16 protein-coding genes are annotated in these 19606 nt (G+C 72.3%); 11 read left to right on the plus strand and 5 right to left on the minus strand.

The window, feature by feature from the left end; genetic code table 11:
- Positions 1-459: 459 nt before the first annotated feature.
- Positions 460-1701 carry a phosphoglycerate dehydrogenase gene (serA, locus tag BXY45_RS06885; protein WP_109773584.1) on the minus strand — a complete coding sequence of 414 codons (1242 nt, stop codon included), beginning with the start codon at positions 1699-1701 and terminating at the stop codon, positions 460-462.
- Positions 1702-1771: 70 nt separating this feature from the next.
- On the opposite strand from serA, the gene BXY45_RS06890 reads away from it, so the two are divergent.
- The 3 genes from BXY45_RS06890 (at position 1772) to BXY45_RS06900 (ending at position 5238) form a co-directional block, all read left to right on the plus strand.
- Positions 1772-3043: an alcohol dehydrogenase catalytic domain-containing protein gene (locus BXY45_RS06890; protein ID WP_109773585.1), complete on the plus strand. Its 1272-nt coding sequence runs from the start codon at positions 1772-1774 to the stop codon at positions 3041-3043.
- A 114-nt stretch (positions 3044-3157) separates the two neighbouring features.
- On the plus strand, positions 3158-4450 hold the full coding sequence (locus BXY45_RS06895; RefSeq protein WP_211319299.1) for an App1 family protein phosphatidate phosphatase: 1293 nt from the start codon (positions 3158-3160) through the stop codon (positions 4448-4450).
- 116 nt (positions 4451-4566) lie between these two features.
- The gene (locus BXY45_RS06900; protein ID WP_245961678.1) at positions 4567-5238 is read left to right on the plus strand and encodes a DUF1684 domain-containing protein; all 672 of its coding nucleotides are present in this window, start codon (positions 4567-4569) and stop codon (positions 5236-5238) included.
- A gap of 27 nt (positions 5239-5265) precedes the next feature.
- On the opposite strand, the gene BXY45_RS06905 is transcribed toward BXY45_RS06900, so the two are convergent.
- The gene (locus BXY45_RS06905; protein WP_109773587.1) at positions 5266-5925 is read right to left on the minus strand and encodes a UdgX family uracil-DNA binding protein; all 660 of its coding nucleotides are present in this window, start codon (positions 5923-5925) and stop codon (positions 5266-5268) included.
- A complete protein-coding gene (locus BXY45_RS24105; protein WP_109773588.1) occupies positions 5922-7052 on the minus strand; it encodes an NAD-dependent epimerase/dehydratase family protein in 1131 nt (376 codons plus the stop codon). The genes BXY45_RS06905 and BXY45_RS24105 overlap by 4 nt, the downstream gene beginning before the upstream one ends.
- Positions 7053-7110: 58 nt before the next feature.
- Here BXY45_RS24105 and BXY45_RS06915 point away from each other — a divergent pair, with 58 nt between their 5' ends.
- A complete protein-coding gene (locus BXY45_RS06915; protein ID WP_109773635.1) occupies positions 7111-7344 on the plus strand; it encodes a DUF3072 domain-containing protein in 234 nt (77 codons plus the stop codon).
- Between the two features lie 63 nt (positions 7345-7407).
- Complete coding sequence (locus BXY45_RS23730) at positions 7408-8451, plus strand: hypothetical protein (protein WP_211319301.1); 1044 nt, start codon at positions 7408-7410, stop codon at positions 8449-8451.
- Between the two features lie 10 nt (positions 8452-8461).
- Here BXY45_RS23730 and BXY45_RS06925 read toward each other — a convergent pair whose 3' ends face one another.
- Complete coding sequence (locus BXY45_RS06925) at positions 8462-9754, minus strand: ROK family transcriptional regulator (RefSeq protein ID WP_211319302.1); 1293 nt, start codon at positions 9752-9754, stop codon at positions 8462-8464.
- Between the two features lie 303 nt (positions 9755-10057).
- On the opposite strand from BXY45_RS06925, the gene BXY45_RS06930 reads away from it, so the two are divergent.
- The 4 genes from BXY45_RS06930 to BXY45_RS06945 all read left to right on the plus strand — a co-directional run bounded on the left by BXY45_RS06930 (position 10058) and on the right by BXY45_RS06945 (position 15977).
- Positions 10058-11377, plus strand: a complete 1320-nt coding sequence (locus BXY45_RS06930; RefSeq protein WP_170131353.1) for an ABC transporter substrate-binding protein — start codon at positions 10058-10060, stop codon at positions 11375-11377.
- Between the two features lie 141 nt (positions 11378-11518).
- On the plus strand, positions 11519-12502 hold the full coding sequence (locus tag BXY45_RS06935; protein WP_109773590.1) for a carbohydrate ABC transporter permease: 984 nt from the start codon (positions 11519-11521) through the stop codon (positions 12500-12502).
- Positions 12499-13455, plus strand: a complete 957-nt coding sequence (locus BXY45_RS06940; RefSeq protein WP_109773591.1) for a carbohydrate ABC transporter permease — start codon at positions 12499-12501, stop codon at positions 13453-13455. Before BXY45_RS06935 ends, BXY45_RS06940 begins: the two co-directional genes overlap by 4 nt.
- Positions 13456-13604: 149 nt before the next feature.
- Complete coding sequence (locus BXY45_RS06945; protein WP_109773592.1) at positions 13605-15977, plus strand: alpha-galactosidase; 2373 nt, start codon at positions 13605-13607, stop codon at positions 15975-15977.
- Between the two features lie 77 nt (positions 15978-16054).
- Here BXY45_RS06945 and BXY45_RS06950 read toward each other — a convergent pair whose 3' ends face one another.
- Positions 16055-16927 carry a spermidine synthase gene (locus BXY45_RS06950; RefSeq protein WP_211319303.1) on the minus strand — a complete coding sequence of 291 codons (873 nt, stop codon included), beginning with the start codon at positions 16925-16927 and terminating at the stop codon, positions 16055-16057.
- A 131-nt stretch (positions 16928-17058) separates the two neighbouring features.
- Here BXY45_RS06950 and BXY45_RS06955 point away from each other — a divergent pair, with 131 nt between their 5' ends.
- Entirely contained in the window at positions 17059-18174 is a 1116-nt protein-coding gene (locus tag BXY45_RS06955; RefSeq protein WP_109773593.1) for a site-specific tyrosine recombinase XerD, read from the plus strand.
- A gap of 503 nt (positions 18175-18677) precedes the next feature.
- A complete protein-coding gene (locus tag BXY45_RS06960) occupies positions 18678-19577 on the plus strand; it encodes a ParA family protein (RefSeq protein ID WP_109773594.1) in 900 nt (299 codons plus the stop codon).
- The last annotated feature ends 29 nt before the right edge of the window (positions 19578-19606 follow it).

Genomic DNA, 19606 nt, shown 5'->3' on the forward strand with positions numbered 1-19606 from the left:
GGTCCCCCATATGCTCGCGACGGGTGGCAAGCTCCCCGCAACACGGTCACCATCAGTGATCCGGATGAGCCCAGTGCGGCAAGCGGGGGAACAACCGCCTCTGCTCTGGGGTTGTCTGCACAGCACCACGACCGTGGGACCGGCGAGACCCGCACGACCCCGTCCTTGACTTGAGCCCTGCGCCGCTGGATCCACCGCACACCAGGAGGCCCCTCATGGCACCGCAGAACGCCACCACCGACCCGACCGACGAGACGCGCTCCGAGGAGCACACGGCTGAGCAGCAGTCCGACTGGACGCCGCTCGCCAACCCGCGCCGCGTGCGCATCTGACACAGCACCCCCCTTGCCCGCAGCGCCTCGCGAGAGGCCGCAGCGGGTAGGACGACGAAGGCCCGGGCGCACCAGCGCTCGGGCCTTCGTGCGTCCCACCGAGCTCGGCGAGACGCCAGCAGGTGTGTCAGCTGAGCACGCGCAGCCGCACGGTCTCCGGCATCGCGGCGAGCGCATCGAGCACCCCGCTGTCCAGCGTGCTGGCCACGTCGGTGACCACGTAGCCGAGCTGTCCGCGGGTGGTCAGCGACTGGCCCACGATGTTCACGCCGTGCTGGGCCAGCACGGAGTTCACCGTCGCCAGGACACCCGGCACGTTCTGGTGCAGGTGCCCCAGGCGGGTGCCGTGCCCGGCGTCGGTGATGACCTGCGGCAGGTTGACGGCCAGCGAGGTGCTGCCGTGGGCGGCGTAGTCACGCAGCTTCCCGGCGACGAACCTGCCGATGTCCTCCTGGGCCTCCTCGGTCGACCCGCCGACGTGCGGCGTGAGGATCGTGTTGGGCAGGCCCCGCAGGCGGGAGTCGAACGGGTCGCCGTTGCGGCGGGGCTCACTGGCGAAGACGTCGACGGCGGCGCCGGCGAGGTGCCCGGAGACCAGGTGGTCGCGCAGGGCGCCGTGGTCCACCACGAAGCCGCGCGAGAGGTTGAGGAAGATCGCCCCCGGTTTCATGGCCGCGAACTGCTCGGCGCCGAACAGGCCCCCGTTGCCGGCCCGCCCGTCGACGTGCAGGGTGACGGCGTCGGCGACGGTGAGCACCTCCTCCATGCTCGACAGGCGCACCGCGTTGCCCATGGCGAGCTTCTCGGCGGTGTCGTAGAACACCACGCGCATGCCGAGGGCCTCGGCCACCACGGACAGCTGGCTGCCGATGTTGCCGTACCCGATGATCCCGAGCGTGCGGCCGCGCACCTCGTGGGATCCGGCCGCAGACTTCTGCCACACCCCGGCGTGCAGGGCGCTGTCGAACACGGTCAGCTGACGGGTCAGGGCGATGACCTCGGAGATGACCAGCTCGACCACGGACCGAGTGTTGGAGAACGGCGCGTTGAACACCGCGACGCCGCGCGCGGCGGCCGCCTCGAGGTCGATCTGGTTGGTGCCGATGCAGAAGGCGCCGATGGCCTCCAGGTCGGGGGCCGCGTCGAGCACCTTCTCGGTGACGTGCGTGGTGGAGCGGATCCCGAGCAGCTTGACTCCGGGGAGCGCCTCCATGAGCTCGGACTCCGACAGCGCCCCGGGGCGCTGCTGCACGGACACCCCGGCGCGGCCGAGGACGTCGACGGCGAGGGGATGGATGTTCTCGAGGAGGAGCGCCGAGGCGGTGCCCGGGGCTCCTCGGTAGGGCGCGCTGACAGGGCTGACGGTCACGGGCGTCCATCCTGCCGCACCGGGCGGGTCGCCCGTGCGTAAGCGGCGCCCGCGCGGGTAGGTGACCCGGGTGCGAGCACTCACCTGGCAGGGCAAGCGAAAGGTCTCCGTGGAGACCGTTCCCGACCCGAAGATCGAAGAGCCCACCGATGCCGTCGTCCGGATCACCGCTTCCGGGCTGTGTGGTTCTGACCTGCACCTGTACGAGGTGATGGGGCCCTTCCTCGACCCCGGAGACGTCCTCGGCCACGAGCCGATGGGTGTGGTGGAGGAGGTCGGTCCCGACGTGACGCACCTGCGCCCGGGCGATCGCGTCGTGGTGCCCTTCAACATCTCGTGCGGGCGCTGTCCGATGTGTCGTAGCGGTCTGCAGAGCCAGTGCGAGACCACCCAGAACCGCGACACCGGCTTCGGTGCGTCGCTGTTCGGTTACACCAAGCTGTACGGGCAGGTGCCGGGCGGGCAGGCGGAGTACCTGCGCGTCCCGCAGGCGCACTACGGGCCGATCAAGGTTCCCGACGACGTCCCCGACGAGCGGTACCTGTACCTCTCCGACGTGCTGCCCACCGCGTGGCAGGCCGTCCGGTACGCCGGCGTCACCGGCGGGCCCTCCGCATCGTCGACGGGCACGACGGGCACGACCGGGACGACGACGGGGAGCGCGGCCGCGTCGTCGTGGACGCCCGTCGTCGACAGCCTCGTCGTCCTCGGCCTCGGGCCCATCGGCGACATGTGCACCCGCATCGCCCGCCATCTCGGCGTCTCCACGGTCATCGGCATCGACCCGGTGCCCGAGCGCCGTGCCCGCGCGCAGGCCCGCGGCACCACCGTCATCGACCCGACCTCCCTCGACGACAGCAGCGACCTCGTGGGCGCCGTACGCGACCTCACCGCCGGTCGTGGCGCCGATGCCGTCATCGACGCCGTCGGTATGGAGGCCCACGGTTCGGCTGCCAAGGCTGCGCACACCTTCGTGGGGTTCCTGCCCGACGCCGTCGCGGAGAAGATGATGCGCACGATGGGCGTCGACAGGCTCACGGCGCTGCACTCCGCGGTCGACCTCGTGCGCCGCGGCGGCACCATCTCGCTGTCCGGTGTCTACGGCGGCGCGGCCGACCCGATGCCGATGCTCTACATGTTCGACCGGCAGCTGCAGCTGCGGATGGGCCAGGCCAACGTGCACCGCTGGGTGCCGGAGATCCTGCCGCTACTCGGCGACGACGACCCCCTCGGCGTCGAGGGCTTCGCCACCCACCACGTGCCGCTGGACGACGCACCGGCCGCCTACGAGACCTTCCAGAAGAAGCAGGACGGCGCGGTCAAGATCGTCTTCCATTCGTGACGCCATGACCTCGGGCTCAAGCACGGTGTTGCCGGGCTTTCGGCGGCGGCTTCTGCCGCGGTGGGTGGCCGCTGGGGCGGCCGGAGGCCGCGGGGGCTGGCAGACTCGCCGACCGTGAGCCCGGCACCTTCCCAGGACCAGCCCACGAAGGACCAGCCCACGATGGGCCGGAACACTTCGCCCCGGCGCGAGCCGCACCATCAAGCGCACCGGCCGGAGCACCCGCGTACCCGTCACACGGCGGCCCGCGTCGAAGACCGGCTCAACAAGCTCCTCGCGGTGCACCTGGGCCGTCGCGGCTGGACGCCGCGGGTGCTCGGGTACGCCTCGTACGGCGGTGAGGGATGGGTGCGCGTCCTGGGGCGTGTCTTGGCCACCCGCCCGCCCGAGCACCACGACTCCGACCCCGGCTCGCCCGTCCCCGAGGGTCCTTACGACCCGGTGTCCCTGCGCGACTGGGTCGGCCCCTACGACCGGGACCAGCTCAAGGAGCGGGCGCTAACGGCCCTGCGCGGCTGGCGCGCGTTCATCTCGGCGCCCGTGGAGGGCGTCGCGGTCTGGGTGACGGTGGGGGAGCGGACGCACCGCCTCGTCTCGGCGCGCGGAGGCTACCTCGACGCGCAGCTGCCGTCCGACCTGCCGCCGGGCGTTCACGACATTAGCTTCTCCACGGCGCCGCCCGGCGAGGCCGACCCGGACGAGCGCGCGGGTGCCCCGTCCACCGCGCGGGTCACCGTCATCGGCTCCGACCAGCGCTTCGGGGTGGTCTCCGACATCGACGACACCGTCATGGTCACGTCGCTGCCGCGCCCGCTGATCGCGGCGTGGAACACCTTCGTGCTCCACGAGCAGGCCCGCAGCCCCGTGCCGGGCATGGCCGACCTGCTCACCGCGGCCGCGGAGGCCTACCCCGACACCCCGGTGCTGTATCTGTCCACCGGCGCGTGGAACGCCGCGCCGACTATCACCCGGTTCATGCTCCGGCACGGTTACCCGGCCGGCCCGCTGCTGCTCACCGACTGGGGTCCCACCAACACCGGTTGGTTCCGCAGCGGCCAGGAGCACAAGCGGGCCGCGCTGCGGCGCCTGGCGGAGGAGCTGCCCCAGGTGCAGTGGCTGCTGGTCGGTGACGACGGCCAGCACGACCCCGAGATCTACGGCGAGTTCGCCCGTGAGCACCCCGAGCACGTGCGCGCCGTGGCCATCCGCCAGCTCACCGCCGCGGAGCAGGTGCTGTCGCACGTGCTGCCGGTGCCCGTGCCGGGCTCGGCCCGCCCGGGGAGGGTCGCGGCGGTGCCCGAGGTGCGCGCTCCGGACGGCGTCGGCCTGGCCCACCAGCTGCGCCAGGCGTCCGTGCCGCTGGCCCGCCAGGTCTGGCTGCCCCCCGAGCCCACCCACCACCCGTGATCATGGGCGGGTCCGCGCTCACTGTCAGGTCCTCGAGGCCGTATCCAGCCTCCACGTCCTGACACTGCGCCCGCTCCGTTCGTGATCATGGGCAGTCGGCCACCACAGTGGTCGCTGTGGGAACCGGATCGCTGAGCCTTCTCGACTACCGCCGTCGGGTGGCACAGCTGTACGCCGACATCCGCGAGACCGCCGTCCGCCGCAGTCCCCGCGAAGCCCACGAGCTGTGGCGCACCACCCGCGACCAGCTGTACGCCACCCACGTCGACTCCCCGCTCCTGCCCGACGACCCGCGCCGCCGCACCGGCCTGCCCGTCGCCCCCTACGACCCCGACCTGCGCTTCACCGCTGTGCTTCACGCCGCCGATCATGCTCAGGAGCTGCGCGTCACCACCGGCACCGACGGCGAGGTCGTCTTCTCGCTCCTCGGCCGCGCGCGGACCCCGCTCGGCACGCTCGACCTGTGGTGGCTGTCCGGCTACGGCGGCGGCGTGTGGCTGCCCGTGCGCGACGGCTCCAGCGGCACGAGCAGCTACGGCGGCGGGCGCTACCTGCTCGACACCGTCAAGGGGGCCGACCTCGGCACCACGCGAGACCACGAGGACCTGCGCGACCACCTGGACGAGCAAGGCGAGCAGGACGACCAGGACGACGACGGCGAGCGCCTCGTCCTCGACCTCAACTTCCTCTACAACCCCTCGTGTGCCTACGACCCGACGTGGGCCTGCCCGCTCGCGCCGCCCGGCAACCGCCTCGACGCGGCCGTCGACGCCGGCGAGCTGGTCTGAGGCTCCAGCGGTTCGAGCAGCTCCACGTCAGGTGCTCAGGAGGCTCGCCACCACGCGCAGGTCGTCGACGAGCGCCGCGTAGGCGGCGTCGCGCGCGTCCTCGGGGGTACGCAGTACCGCCGAGGGGTGCGTGGTGACGAAGAACGTCTTGGTGCCCCGGGTCGTCTCGCGCTCGATGGGGTGGCCGCGGTCCTTGCCGATGCGGATGGCCGGCCCCAGCAGCGCCTTCGCGGCCGTGGCCCCGAGGAGGACGACGACGCGCGGGTCCACCAGGCGCAGCTCCTGCGCGAGCCACGGCTTGCACGCGGTGATGTGGGCGGCCTCCGGGGTGGCGTGGATCCGGCGCGTGCCCCGCGGGGTGAACCGGAAGTGCTTCACGGCGTTGGTGACGTAGACCTGGTCGCGCGCGAGTCCGGCCTCCTCCAGCGCCCGCTGGAGCAGCTGCCCGGCAGGGCCGACGAAGGGGATGCCGCGCCGGTCCTCCTGGTCACCGGGCTGCTCGCCCACCAGCGCGACGGCGGCGTGGGGGTTGCCCGCGGAGAACACCACCTGCGTCGCGGGTTCCCACAGCTCGCAGCCCCGGCAGGCGGGAGCCGCCGCGCGCAGCGCGTCGACGTCGTCAGCGCTCTCGGGCACCCACTGCTGAGCGCCCGGTCGCTCGGGCCGCTCCACCGGCTCCGTCGTCACACGGCAATCCTCCCGTGCAGCGCGCCGCGCGGCGCGAGGACGGGCGTGCCTCCGCCGTCGCCGGCGCGCATCCCGGCGACGAGGTCGTCGAGGGCCGCGCGCGCCGTCGTCGTCGGCCTCCATCCCAGGGCCTTGAGGCGGCTGCAGTCGAGCAGTGGGGTGCCCGCGGCGAGGTCCACCCAGCCAGGGTCGGTGGGCTGCAGGCGGGCGCGCCAGGACGCGTCGGCGGCGGAGCGCAGCAGCGACACGGGCGCGCCGACGCGGCGGCGCGCACCCAAGCCCTCGGCGATGGCGACGGGGCCGAGCGCGTCGTCGGCGGCGACGTTGAAGGCGCCCGTCGCGTGCTCTGGGCCGGCGGCGAGCAGGTGCCAGAGGGCGTCGGCCAGGTCGTCGGCGTGCACCACGGGCACGACGAACTCCTCCGGCAGCGGCAGCACGGGCAGGACGCGCGTCCGTCGTCGTCCTGCTCCTCCGAGCAGGCTCGCGGGCAGGAACGGCCCGCCGAAGTACCTGGCGATCTCGGCGCCCGCCGCTCGCTGCAGCACAAGCCCCGGTCGCACCCGGGCCACCGCAGGGCCTCCAGGCCCGTGACGGCCCTCGGCCTCGACGGCGTTGAGAAGGTCTTCGGCGGCCACCTTGTCGCGGCTGTACGCGGAGGTCGGCACGCCGGTGCGCGGCCAGGACTCGTCTACCGGCTGCTTGCGCAGGGGGTCCGGCACGGGCGCGTACACACCGGTGGAGGAGGCGTGCACGAGATGCGGTACCCCCGCCGAGCGCGCCGCCTCGACCACTGCGCGGGTGCCGTTGACGTTGACCGCGCGCAGGCCGGCCCGGTCGGCCGGTGTCCGGCTGGGTTGGAGGCGCCAGGCGAGGTGGACGACGGCGTCGGCGTCTTCCATCGCCTCGCGGAGGGCGCCGGTGGCCCACGCGGCCGAGAGGTCGATGCCGTGCCAGCGCACCGGTGCGGCGGGGGAGCGCTCGGCGGGCGGCAGCGTCGACTCGGGGGAGGGCGTGCGCCGCGCGACGCCGGACACGGCCACCCCCTCCCGCGCCAGGCGGCGCAGCAGCGCGGTGCCGACGTTGCCGGTAGCGCCCGTGACCAGCACCCGGCGCGGGGGAAGAACCATGCAGCGAGCCGACCACGCCGACGAGCGGACCGCGACCCGGCGCCGTAGGTTCGTACGCATGACCGAAAACGTTGCTCCCCAGACCGACGCGCATCAGGCCGACCCGACCGCCGTCAAGGACCCCGAGACCTGGGTGACCGGTGACGAGCCCGCCACCGGCGCGCAGCTCAGCTACCTGAGCACGCTGGCCACCGAGACCGGCGAGCAGGTCCCGGACGACCTCACCAAGGCGCACGCCTCCGAACTCATCGACGAGCTGAAGTCCCGCAGCTCCCGCGTCTCGCAGGACTGAGCTCCCCGGCGTGAGTTCGCAAGGCCGAGCTCACCGGGCGGGTGTCGTGGCAGGCTCGCCGCCGTGACCTCGACGACGACGGCACGCGCTCTGCGCGAGACCGGCCTTCAGTGGACACCCGCCAAGGGCGACCGGTTCGTCATCCCCGACCGGGAGATGGACGACGTCGTCTTCGTCGTCTCGGACATGACCATCGAGGCCCACGACCTGCCCTCCGGCCAGGTGCTCGGCTTCAACGGCACCACCGAGTGGGCGCTGGACAGCGTCGACGCAGCGCAGGTGCTGTGGCTACCCCGAGAGGGTCAGCTGCGCGAGCTGCTCGGCGCCGCGATGGTCTCCCTGCGTCCTGTCGGACCGTCTGCCGGCAGCCCTGCCGGCAACCTGTGGGCCGTCACCACGCGGCGCCCGGGCGGCGCCGAGGTGACCACCACCGCCGAGGACGCCGAAGAGGCCTACGCCCTCGCCCTGCTGGCGCTGCGCGCCACCACGGCCCGTCAGCTGCTGCCCGTGGCGGCCGGGGGGCTCGCCGCGGTGCTCGCGCCGCTGCCCGCTGAGTCGTGGACGACGACGGCGCCCATGACGATGACGACGACCCTGACGACGACGGGAGCGTTGTCCGTGGCCGACGTCGTCGCCGGAGCCGTCGGAGGTCTCGGCGCCGACCCCGCCGCGGGCTGGCGCGCCGGTCTCGCCGCGCTCCTTGAGGCCTGGACCCGACCCCTGGAGAGTGGCCCCGCCGAGGGCGTCCAGGGCGTGGAGGGTCACGGCTCTCATGTCATGCCCGGCGCCGATCCCGTGCAGGTCGCCGAAGCCGGCGCGAAGGGCGTCCTGGTCGACCTCGCGGGTGCCACGTGGGACGTCGCCGTCGCCGCTGCTGCTGATCCCACGCTTGATCCCGGGCTCGATCCTGCCGCAGCGCTGGACCCTGCCGTCGTGGCATGCGCTCTCGCGCACGTCCGCACCTGGCCGACGTCCCCGGCGAGGTCCGTGCCGGTCCCCGGTTCCTCTGACGACAGTGGCGACGGTGGCGATCACGACGACGACCAGCAGGCTGCGCTCGCGGAGCTGCTGCGGCTCACCGGGCGTCAGCAGGCGATGTTCCGCTGAACCAGGTGATTCACACCGCCTGCGCCGACTCGAGCGCCAGCCACTCCGGCCCGGACACGTAGGCCTGGATGGCCATGCCGGCGGCGCCCCGGCCCCAGCACCAGGGCTCGTCGGCCCTCACGACGAGGTCGAGGGGTGAGGCGTCCGGGGCACGTGCTGCGCGGATGCCCTCGTCGAGGGATGCGCGCCCGATCGTCGCCACCCCGACCGCGTCTCCGGTGAGCAGGATCCGCTCGACCATCGTGAAGTTCGCGACGGCGGCGAGCATCGTGCCGAGGTGGCGGGCGGCGTCGTCGACGACCATTCGCGCGACCGCATCACCCGCGGAGGCGAGCGCCAGGAGTTGGGTCGCCCGGGTGGCGCGCCCCAGCGCCAGCGTGCCGGCGGCCTCGAGGGCCGGCAGCGTCAGCAGCGACGTCGCGCAGCCGCGGTGTCCCGACGGGCACCGCGGCCCCGAGGAGTCCAGCGGGTGGTGTCCCAGCAGGTGGCGCGCTGTGTCCGGGGTCTCGACCAGCGCGTCGTGCATGACCAGGCCGTAGCCGATGCCCGCGCCGACAGCGAGCACCGCGAACGACGTGGTGCTGCGTCCCTCTCCGAACCAGTGCTCCGTCTGCGTGAACGCATGCATGCCGTTGCCGACGACGACGCGGCGGCCGAGGCGGCTCTCGAGCGCCGCGGTGAAGGCCACGGGGGTCGGCCAGCCCAGCACGGGGGCCGTCCGGACGACGCCGGCGCCGTCGACGTAACCGTCCAGGGAGACGCCGATCTCGTCGATCGCCGCCATGCCGCCGGCGCTCACCGCCAGAGCTGTCACCAGGCGCGCCACGGCCTCCGTCACCGTGCCGGGTGAGCGGTCGAGCAGCGGCACGTCCTCGCGCGCCAGCACCCGGGAGCGGAGGTCGGTCAGCACCCCCCAGACGGCGTCTCCGGCCACGTCGACCCCGATGAAGCGGTGTCGACCTGCCGGGATGTCCAGCGGGCGGGTCGGGCGACGGGTCTCGGGGTCCGCGGCCGGCGGGGCCTCGACGAGCAGGCCGCTGGCGATCAGTGGCTTGGACAGTCGCGTGAGGCTGCCGGCGGACAGGCCGAGTCGGCGTGCGAGCTGGCTGCGGGGGAGTGGCCCGTGCCGCAGGACCTCGACGGCGACGTCGTGGACGGCGCCCTGCGCCGACGGACCACCGCCCGCGCCGGACGCCGGTTCGACGGGGTCGAGAGGGTCGACACGATCGACGGGTTCGCGTGCCCCGAATGCTCCGGGGGCGTGCGGAGGGGCCGGTGCGATGGCCCTGCTGTGACCGTCCACGGACCTCCTCGTCCTGATGTGCGGGGGTCAACGTGCCAGCCCGCGCTGAGCGCGGTCAACTAGGTCAAGGCCGCAGGGGGACACGGTCTGGACACGGCAAGGTCACGAACAGGTCACGATGGATCGGTTTCGCACCGAAACCCACACACCCGAACACGCCCATTCGCAACCCGTTCGGATCTCCTGTTGACGCGCCGGAGCATCTGGGGCAAAACTCAGCCCGCAGGAGGTGGGCGCTCGCCCACCGACGGGCTCTCGCGACTGATGCGAGGGCCACACCGGGTGGACGAAGGAGCCCACGCAATGCGCATCAAGTCACGCCAGGGTCGCGCCATTGGCGCCCTCCTCACCGCTGGACTGGTCACGGTTCTCACCGCGGGCTGCCTCCAGCAGTCGGGCGACAACGGCGGCAGCAGCGCCAGCGGCGGTGCCGACGACGGCACCGTCACGATCATGTACGGATTCACCGACTCGAGCTCGGACCAGTTCAAGGCCGAGATCAAGAAGTTCACGGACGCCGAGGGCATCAACGTCAAGTTCGAGCCCACGCCTGACTTCAACACCGTCATCTCGACGCGCGTCTCGGGCAACAGCGCCCCGGACATCGCGATCTTCCCGCAGCCGGGAATCATGAAGTCCTTCAAGGACCAGCTGACTCCGCTCACGGACATCGTCGACAAGTCCAACCTCGACAAGATGGTTCCCGGCATCGTCCAGGCCGGTCAGATCGACGGCCAGCAGTACGCGCTGCCGATGAGCCTCAACATCAAGTCGATCGTCTTCTACCCCAAGGGCCCCTTCGAGCAGGCCGGCTACACCGCGCCCGCCACGCTCGCCGACCTGGAGACGCTCACCAACACCATCAAGGCCTCGGGGACGGCGCCGTGGTGCTTCGGCATCGAGTCGGCCTCGGCCACCGGGTGGCCCGCCACCGACTGGATCGAGAACCTGCTGCTCATCCAGAGCGGACCCGAGGTCTACAACCAGTGGGTCTCGCACGAGATCCCCTTCAATGACCCCAAGGTCGTGGCCGCTGCGGACACCATGAACAAGCTGCTGCTCACCGAGGGCAACGTCAACGGTGGCCGCCAGTCGATCGCCAGCAACAACTTCGCGACGGCCGCCAACCCGATGTTCAACACCCCGCCCGCCTGCTACATGTACCGCCAGGGCAACTTCGTGGCGCGTGACGGCGGCTTCCCCGACACCGTGCTCTCCAACCTCGACAGCACCGTCGGCGTGTTCCCGATGCCGGGCCAGACGGCCGCCGACAAGCCGGTGCTCGGCGGCGGCGACCTCGCCTCGGTCTTCAACAACACCGAGAACGTCAAGAAGGTCATGAACTACATGGCCTCGGCCGACTTCGGCAAGGACTGGGCGAAGGCCAACGGGTTCATCTCCCCGCGCACGGACTTCGACAAGAGCAACTACCCCAACGAGCTCACCAAGCAGATGGCGGGCTTCGCGTACGACTCCACGTCGTTCGTCTTCGACGGCTCCGACCAGATGCCCGGTGAAGTCGGTTCCGGCTCCTTCTGGCGCGAGATGACCGCCTGGATCTCCGGCTCGGAGGACGAGAAGACCGCCCTCGACAACATCCAGGCCAGCTGGCCCGCTAGCTGACCGGCTGACCCGCAGGACGGCGCCGGCTCCACCACGGAGCCGGCGCCGTCCTCGCAGCTCCACTCCCTGTGGCGCTCCGGCGCCGCACCCACCACACTCAGGCCGCTACCAGCACGCTGGTCCGCCGGACGGGGAGGTCCCGTGACCATCACCATCTTGAACGCGCTCATCGCGGTGGTCGGCGGCGTCGTCGGCGCCGTCGTCCTGTACTGGATCCTCAACAAGCTCACGGAGCTGCTGCCGAGCAAGCCCCAGGAGCTCATCAAGCCGTACGTCTTCATCCTGCCCGCGTTCGCGGCCCTGGGCTTCTACCTCGTCTACCCGTTCTTCCAGACGGTCATCTACAGCTTCGCCAATCGGAACAGCACCGAGTGGGTCGGCTTCGACAACTACACCGCGCTGCTGGGGTCGCCCGGGTTCCAGACGACGCTCATCAATACGTTCCTGTGGATCCTCATCGTCCCGACGTTTGCGATCATCTTCGGACTGATCATCGCGACCCTCGCCGACCGGCTGCGCCCCACGGGCGAGAAGATCTCGAAGACGCTGATCTTCCTGCCCCTGGCCATCAGTGCCGTCGGCGCCGTCGCCATCTGGCGCCTGGTCTACAACGCCGTCCCCGCCAACCAGAGCCAGACCGGTGTGCTCAACGCCGTGTGGACCCTGTTCGGCGGCGACCCCGTCAACTGGTGGCAGATCAGCGATGGCAAGCTCAACAGCTTCCTGCTGATGGTCATCCTCATCTGGACCCAGGCCGGCTTCGCGATGGTGCTGCTCTCCGCCGCCATCAAGGGGGTGCCCACCGACACCCTCGAGGCCGCCCGCATCGACGGCGCCGGCGAGGGAAAGATCTTCTTCAGCATCGTCATCCCGCAGATCCGCGCGACCATGCTGACTGTCTTCATCACGGTGCTCATCGGGGTGCTCAAGACGTTCGACGTGGTCTACGTGGCCACCAACGGCAACTTCGGCACCAACATCATCGCCTTGAACTTCTACCAGGCGCTGTTCGTCAGCCGTAACGCCGGCCAGGCCGCCGCCATCGTGGTGATCCTCATGCTGGTGATCGTGCCGTTCCTCATCTACCAGATCCGCCAGTTCCGGGCCGAGGAGGCCGCACGATGAGCCAGTCGACCACCGTCCCCCCGGTGTCCAACCCCGGCCAGACTGCCGACCCGGCCACCCGCGCGCTGCGGCCCCGCCGCCGCAAGGAGTCCGGAGGCCACGGCGAGGAGGCCGGCGCGCCCGCGCCGCTGTGGGCGAAGATCGTCATCACGGTCCTTTGCCTGGGGTGGATCCTGCCCGTCTTCGGCCTCGCGGTGACGTCTCTGCGTGACCGGACCGACGCCGCCTCCAGCGGCTGGTGGACGATCTTCACCAGCCCCTCCCAGCTGAGCCGACTCACGGTGCAGAACTACGTCGAGGTGTTCGAGCGGGCGCCCATGGCGCAGGCGTTCGTGAACTCCCTGGCCATCTCCATCCCCGCCACGATCATCCCGATCCTCATCGCGGCGTTCGCCGCGTACGCGTTCACGTTCATGGAGTTCCCGCTGCGGAACTTCCTGCTCGTGGTCGTGGTGGCGCTGCTCGTGGTGCCCAACCAGGTGGCTTTCGCGCCGATCCTCAACATCTACGGCCAGCTGGGCCTCAACGGTCAGTTCGTGGCCGTGTGGGGCGCGCACATCGGCTTCGGGATGTCACTGGCCATCTACCTGATCCGCAACTACATGGCCACGCTGCCCAGGGAGATCCTGGAGTCGGCCAAGATCGACGGCGCGAGTCACTTCCAGACCTTCTGGAAGCTCATCATCCCGATGTCGGTCCCCGCGCTCGCGTCCTTCGCGATCTTCCAGTTCCTCTGGGTGTGGAACGACCTGCTGGTGGCCCTCATCTTCATCGGCCCCGGTGACAACGCGCCCCTGACCTTGGCGCTCAACTCGCTCCTCGGCCAGCAGGGCCAGGGCGACCAGCTGCTCACGGCCGGTGCGTTCTTCACGATGATCCTGCCGATCATCGTGTTCCTCTCGCTCCAGCGGTACTTCGTGCGCGGCCTCACGGCGGGTTCCGTCAAGGGCTGACCACTCAGCACTGCTCAGTCAGCACTCATCAGACCGCACACCCAGCGGCGCCGCACCGGCTCTCGGTGCGGCGCCGCTGTCGTGACACGGTGGGACGCGTACCGACGCACCCTGCTCCCGCCCTCTCGCTGCCGACCTGTGAAGGACCCATGCCCTCCCACCCCAGCGCCGTCCTGCTGACCCGCCCCGACGCCGGCTGCGAGGCCGCGGCGCTCGCGCTCGCCGTCCCCAGCGACGGGTCGCTGCCCCGCATCGTGTGGTGGGGCCCGGCGTCGCAGGTGGCCGGAGCGAGCGCGGCCGACGTCGTCGCCGTCCGCCGTGGTCTGCTCGGCGTGCAAGGCCTGGCCGTGCTGCCGGAGCACTCCACCGGGCGCTACTCCCGCCCCGCGCTGCGCGGTCACCGCCCGCAGCCGGTGACAACACAGACCACCACCACACAGATCGGCGGGGAAGACCCGGCCTGGTCCACCGCCTTCCGGTTGGTCTCCGTCGAGGCGGACCTCGACCTGGACGGGCCCGAAGACAGGCTGGACGAGCCCGAGGACAGGGACGACGACGCGCGCCGTGCCGGCGGCGCAGCTGCCGCGGGCGCCGCCGTGACGGCGCCGCGCGTCGTCGTCGTCGCCACCGACCCCGTCGCGGGGCTGGGCCTGCGCACCGAGCTGGAGGCGCTGCCGGGTGGCCTCCTGCGGGCCCGGCACACGCTGACCAACAGGAGCTCCACCAGCAGCTATGCGCTGGAAGGGCTGGAGGTGCTCGTCCCGCTGCCGGACGAGGCCGCGGAGGTGCTCGACCACACCGGCGGGTGGCTGCACGAGCGCGTGCCGCAGCGCGCGCCGGTGCGCGACGGGCTGTGGCTGCGGGAGAACCGCACGGGCAAGACCGGGCACGACGCGGCGGGCGACGTCGTCGTCGGCGTTCCGGGGTTCTCCTTCGACGCCGGTGAGGTGCGCAGCGCCGCCGTCGGGTGGAGCGGCAACACCGTGCAGCGGCTGGAGCGTTCGCCGTCCACCCAGACCACCCTGGGCGGGGGTGAGCTTCTCCTGCAGGGGGAGACGACGCTGGCGCCGGGGGAGTCGTACACGACGCCGTGGCTGTACCTGGGGGCGTCGACGCGCGGGTTGGACGGGCTCGCCGCCGCCAACCACGCCTTCCTGCGGGCGGCGGGTTCGGCCACGGGGGCGGCGCCGAAGCGTCCGGTGCCGGTCACGCTCAACGTGTGGGAGGCGGTCTGGTTCGACCACGACCTGCCGCACCTGCTGCACCTGGCGGAGCTGGCCGCGTCGATCGGTGTGGAGCGGTTCGTGCTGGACGACGGGTGGTTCGGCGCGCGGCGCGACGACACCGCCGGCCTGGGCGACTGGGTGGTCTCCGAAGACGCCTGGCCCGCGTCGCAGGGGGGCCTGGCCGCGCTGGCCGACGCCGTGCACGGGTTCGGCATGCAGTTCGGGCTGTGGTTCGAGCCGGAGATGGTCAACCCCGACTCGGACATCTTCCGCGCTCACCCCGACTGGGTGCTCTCCGCGCGCGGCACGACACCCGCGCTGGAGCGCGACCAGCTGGTGCTCGACCTGTCCCGCGACGAGGTGCGCGAGTACGTCCGGGACGCGGTGTCCGCGGTGCTGAGCACCGTCGAGGTCGACTACGTGAAATGGGACCACAACCGCGACCTGCTCGAGGCCGGGGGCGCTGCAGCTGGACCTGGCGTCGGAGGGCGCCCGGTGGTCAGCGCCCACACCGCCGGCTTCTACCGCCTGCTCGACGAGCTGCGCGCCCTGCACCCCGGTGTGGAGTGGGAGAGCTGCGCCTCCGGCGGCGGCCGGGTGGACGTCGAGGTGCTGCAGCACGTGCAGCGCGTGTGGACCTCGGACATGACCGACGCGGTGGCCCGGCAGGACATCCAGCGGTGGATGGTGCAGCAGGCGCCGCCGGAGTACCTCGGCGCGCACGTGTCCGCGCCGGTCTCGCACCAGACGCACCGCAGCATCCCGCTCGACTTCCGGGCCGCGACAGCGCTGTTCGGGGCGTTCGGCATCGAGTGGGACGTGTCGACGGCGTCCGAGGCCGACCGGGAGCGCCTCGCCGAGTGGGTGGCGGTCTTCAAGGAGCACCGCGGGCTGCTGCACTCCGGGCGCACGTGGCGTGCCGATTCCCCGGATCCGGCCGTGCGCAGCCACGGCGTGGTGGCCCTGGACGGGTCGCAGGCACTGGTGGCGCAGGTGCAGCTGGCCGAGTCGTGGGTGGAGCACCCGGTGCCGGTGCGGCTGCCCGTGGCGTGGAACCCCGGCGACCCGGGGCTGGAGCCGGGGTTGCGCTATCGCGCGCGCTGGGTGGGGCCGGTGCCGCAGGCCGACCGCGGGGCTCGCGCCAACCTGGCGCTGGGGTGGCGGGCCGGGGACGTCGACGCCGCCGGCCCGCTGGGGGAAGCGGCGCTACCGGGCGCGGTGCTCGGGTCGGTGGGGCTCGTGCTGCCGCGTCGATTCCCGCTGAGCGTGACGCTGGTGCACCTGCAGGCCGTCTGACCCCTGCGTCGGGGTGGCCGGGTGTCCATGATCACGGCAGGTGGCTGATCTCCGTGATCATGGGCAGTCGGCCACCGTCAGGTGGTCGGGACGGCCGGCAGAGGGTCGGCCAACACTGGGGCACCGGCGGCGTAGGCCTCCAGCGCCTCACCGTGCAGCAGCCGGGCCGGTGCCGCCCCTGCCCCCAGCACCCGCGTCAGCGCCGCCACCGGCAACGGGGAGCGGCTCCCCAGGAGCACGGCGTTGCCGTGCCGCCGCCCCCGCAGCACCCCGGGCTCGATGGCGGCGGCCGCGTGGCCGAACACCGCCCGCAGCGTGGCCACCTCCGCCTTCAACCCCACCGGGGAGGTCCTGTCGACGGCGTTCGCCACGTAGAGCCCACCGTGCGCGAGCACCCTGTCGACCTCGGCCAGGAACTCCCGCGTGCTCACGTGCCGGGGCGTGGAGTCTCCGGAGAAGACGTCGCGGACCACCAGGTCTGCCGAGGCGTCGCGTCGCGCGGCCAGCCCCCCGCGTGCGTCACCTGTCTGGATCCGCAGCTCGGGGGAACGCGGCAGGTCCACCCACTCCCGCACCCGGGTGGCCAGCTCGGCGTCGAGCTCCACCACCACCTGCCGCAGCTGCTGCCCCTCGGCGCGCCGCACGGTGGCCAGGTGGCGCGGCAGGGCGCATGCGCCGCCGCCCAGGTGCACCGCCCGCAGCGGCCCCTCCGCGGTGGGTGGCAGCACCAGCCGGATCACGTCGGCCATCCACTGCAGGTACTCGAAGTCCAGCGCCGCGGGGTCACCTACGCGCACCGGCGAGCTCGGCACGCCGTTGACGTACAGCGTCCACGAGCCGTCGTGCTCGGGCACCCAGGCCGCCTGACCGGTGGACGTGGCGAAGGTGCCCTCGACCGGGGCGGAGGAGTCTCGCGGCCCCGCGGGGCGCCCGACACGGCGTTCTCGCACCTGCACAGCCTGCCGCGTGGGACGGTCCTACAGTGAGGCGCGTGGGAGCGGAGGTGCTCGCAAGGGTGAGCGAGCCCCCTGCTGTCACCCCTGACAGCCCCCCTGAAAGGCCCCCTGACATCCCGTCCGCCATGCCGGCTGTCGCCCCTCCGCCGCAGCCCGCCGACGGACTCTCCCGGGCCCTCTCGCAGTACCTCGCGCACCTGCGCGTCGAGCGAGGCCTCGCCGAGAACACCCTCGCCGCCTACCGCCGCGACCTGGAGCGGTACGCCACCTGGCTACGCCGCCGCGGTCGCAGCGACCTCGCCGCCGTCGGAGAGGACGACGTCGCCGCTCACCTCCAGGACCTGCGCACCGGCGCAGCCACCGCCCCCCAGCCGGCATCGGGAGACGCCCCCGCGGAAGAGCCGGCCGGGGAACTGGGCCCGCCGCTGTCGGCCTCGTCGGCGGCGCGCGCCGTCGTCGCCGTCCGCGGCTGGCACCGCTTCCTCGCGCTGGAGGGCGCCACCCCCGCCGACCCCGCCGCCGCCGTCCGCCCCCCCTCCACGCCGCGGCGGTTGCCCAAGGCGGTGCCCGTCGCCGACGTCCTCGCCCTCCTGGAAGCCTCCAGCCTCGGCGAGGGACCGATGCCCGTGCGCGACCGCGCCCTGCTCGAACTGCTCTACGGCACCGGCGCCCGCATCTCCGAGGCCGTCGGCCTCGACATCGACGACCTGCCAGCCGAGGTCTTCGGGGACAGAACCCCAGAGGGCGACGACGACGGCGAGGGACGCGCCGCGCTGCTGCGCCTGCGCGGTAAGGGCGGCAAGGAGCGCGTCGTCCCCCTCGGCTCCTACGCCGTGCAGGCGCTGTCGGCCTACCTCGTGCGGGCCCGCCCGGCGCTCGCCGCCGCCGGCACCCCCGAGGACCGCTCCAGCGCCGGCGCGGTATCGATCAAGGGCGCGGTATCGATCGAGGGCGCGGTGTTCCTCAACAGCCGCGGCGCGCGCCTGTCGCGGCAGAGCGCATGGGCCGTGCTGCGCACTGCTGCGGAGCGCGCCGGCATCGGCAGCGCCGACCACCCGATCACCCCGCACACGCTGCGCCACAGCTTCGCCACGCACCTGCTGGAGGGCGGCGCCGACGTGCGCGTGGTCCAGGAGCTGCTCGGCCACGCCAGCGTCACCACCACGCAGATCTACACGATGGTCACCGCCGACGCCCTCCGCGAGGTCTACGCCGCGGCCCACCCGCGCGCCCTCGGGTAGGTCGTTGATTCCCGGGGTCGGTGGCGCCCTCCAGCACGCCGGACCGGAGCTGGCGCGGACATCACCGTGGGCACCCGCGCCAGGGGTGCCCCGTGCCGGGAGCTGTGGAGCGTTGGCCCCTTCAGCGTGAGCAGCCCCTCACTCTGAAGGGGCCAACCGAGCACAGCTCCCGGCGCGAGTGCTCCCGTCGCCTCCACGGTCGCTGCGGTGCCCGCGTCGGCGACCGTGGAGTCATGACGCGTGTGACGGCTCCGGGCAGTCAGTCGTCGAGATGGTGGATCGTGAGGGCCACCGCGGGCACGGGTTGTCCCTGGTGAGGGTGTCCAGGTCGGTGTCCTCGGACGGGCTTCCCTGGGGAATCAACCATCGGGAACAGCGTTCTCGGATGCGTCAGCGGCTCGGCTGCCCCCGTCGCTCACGGCGATCGGCGGTGCTCATGAGGCGCCCTCCGGCGGGTCCCGCTCACCCGTTCGGAGCACGGTGCTGGGGTAGTCTTGCTGCTCATGACGAACGACCTGCAGGCCCGTGGTGCGCAGGTCGGACAGCAGGGCGCCCAGAAGGGCCTGCTCGGTCCCACCGGGCGTCCCTTGGTTGACTTCCCGGTCCCGCCGGCCCTGTCGGGCCACGGCCCCGCGCGCATCATCGCGATGTGCAACCAGAAGGGCGGGGTCGGCAAGACCACCACCACCATCAACCTGGGCGCGGCGCTCGCGGAGTACGGCCGCAAGGTGCTCCTGGTCGACTTCGACCCTCAGGGTGCGCTGTCGGTGGGCCTCGGCGTGAACCCCCACGAGCTGCAGCACACGGTGTACACGCTGCTCATGGACCGGCGCGCCACGGTGCCCGACGTCGTCGTCCCCACCCGTCTGCCCGGGGTCGACATCCTGCCCGCCAACATCGACCTGTCCGCCGCGGAGGTGCAGCTGGTCGGTGAGGTGGCTCGTGAGCAGGCGCTGGTCCGCGCGTTGCGCAGCGGCACGGACGACTACGACGTCGTCCTCGTCGACTGCCAGCCCTCGCTGGGCCTGCTCACGGTCAATGCCCTCACCGCAGCGCACGGCGTGGTCATCCCGCTGGAGTGCGAGTTCTTCGCGCTGCGCGGCGTGGCGCTGCTCGTGGAGACCATCGAGAAGGTGCAGGACCGGCTGAACCCCGCCCTTGCCGTCGACGGGATCCTCGCGACCATGTACGACGCGCGGACCCTGCACTCCCGCGAGGTCATCGCCCGCGTCGTCGAGGCGTTCGGTTCCACCCTGTTCGACACCGTCATCGGGCGCACCGTGAAGTTCCCCGACGCGTCCGTGGCCGGTGAGCCGATCACCACGTACGCCCCCGAGCACTCCGGCGCGGAGTCCTACCGCCGTCTGGCGCGCGAGCTCGTCGCGCGCGGTGCCGCTGCCTGATCGCCCGCTGCCTGATCGCCCGCTGGTCT

The sequence above is a fragment of the Quadrisphaera granulorum genome (assembly GCF_003149145.1).
Classification (GTDB): Bacteria; Actinomycetota; Actinomycetes; order Actinomycetales; family Quadrisphaeraceae; genus Quadrisphaera; species Quadrisphaera granulorum.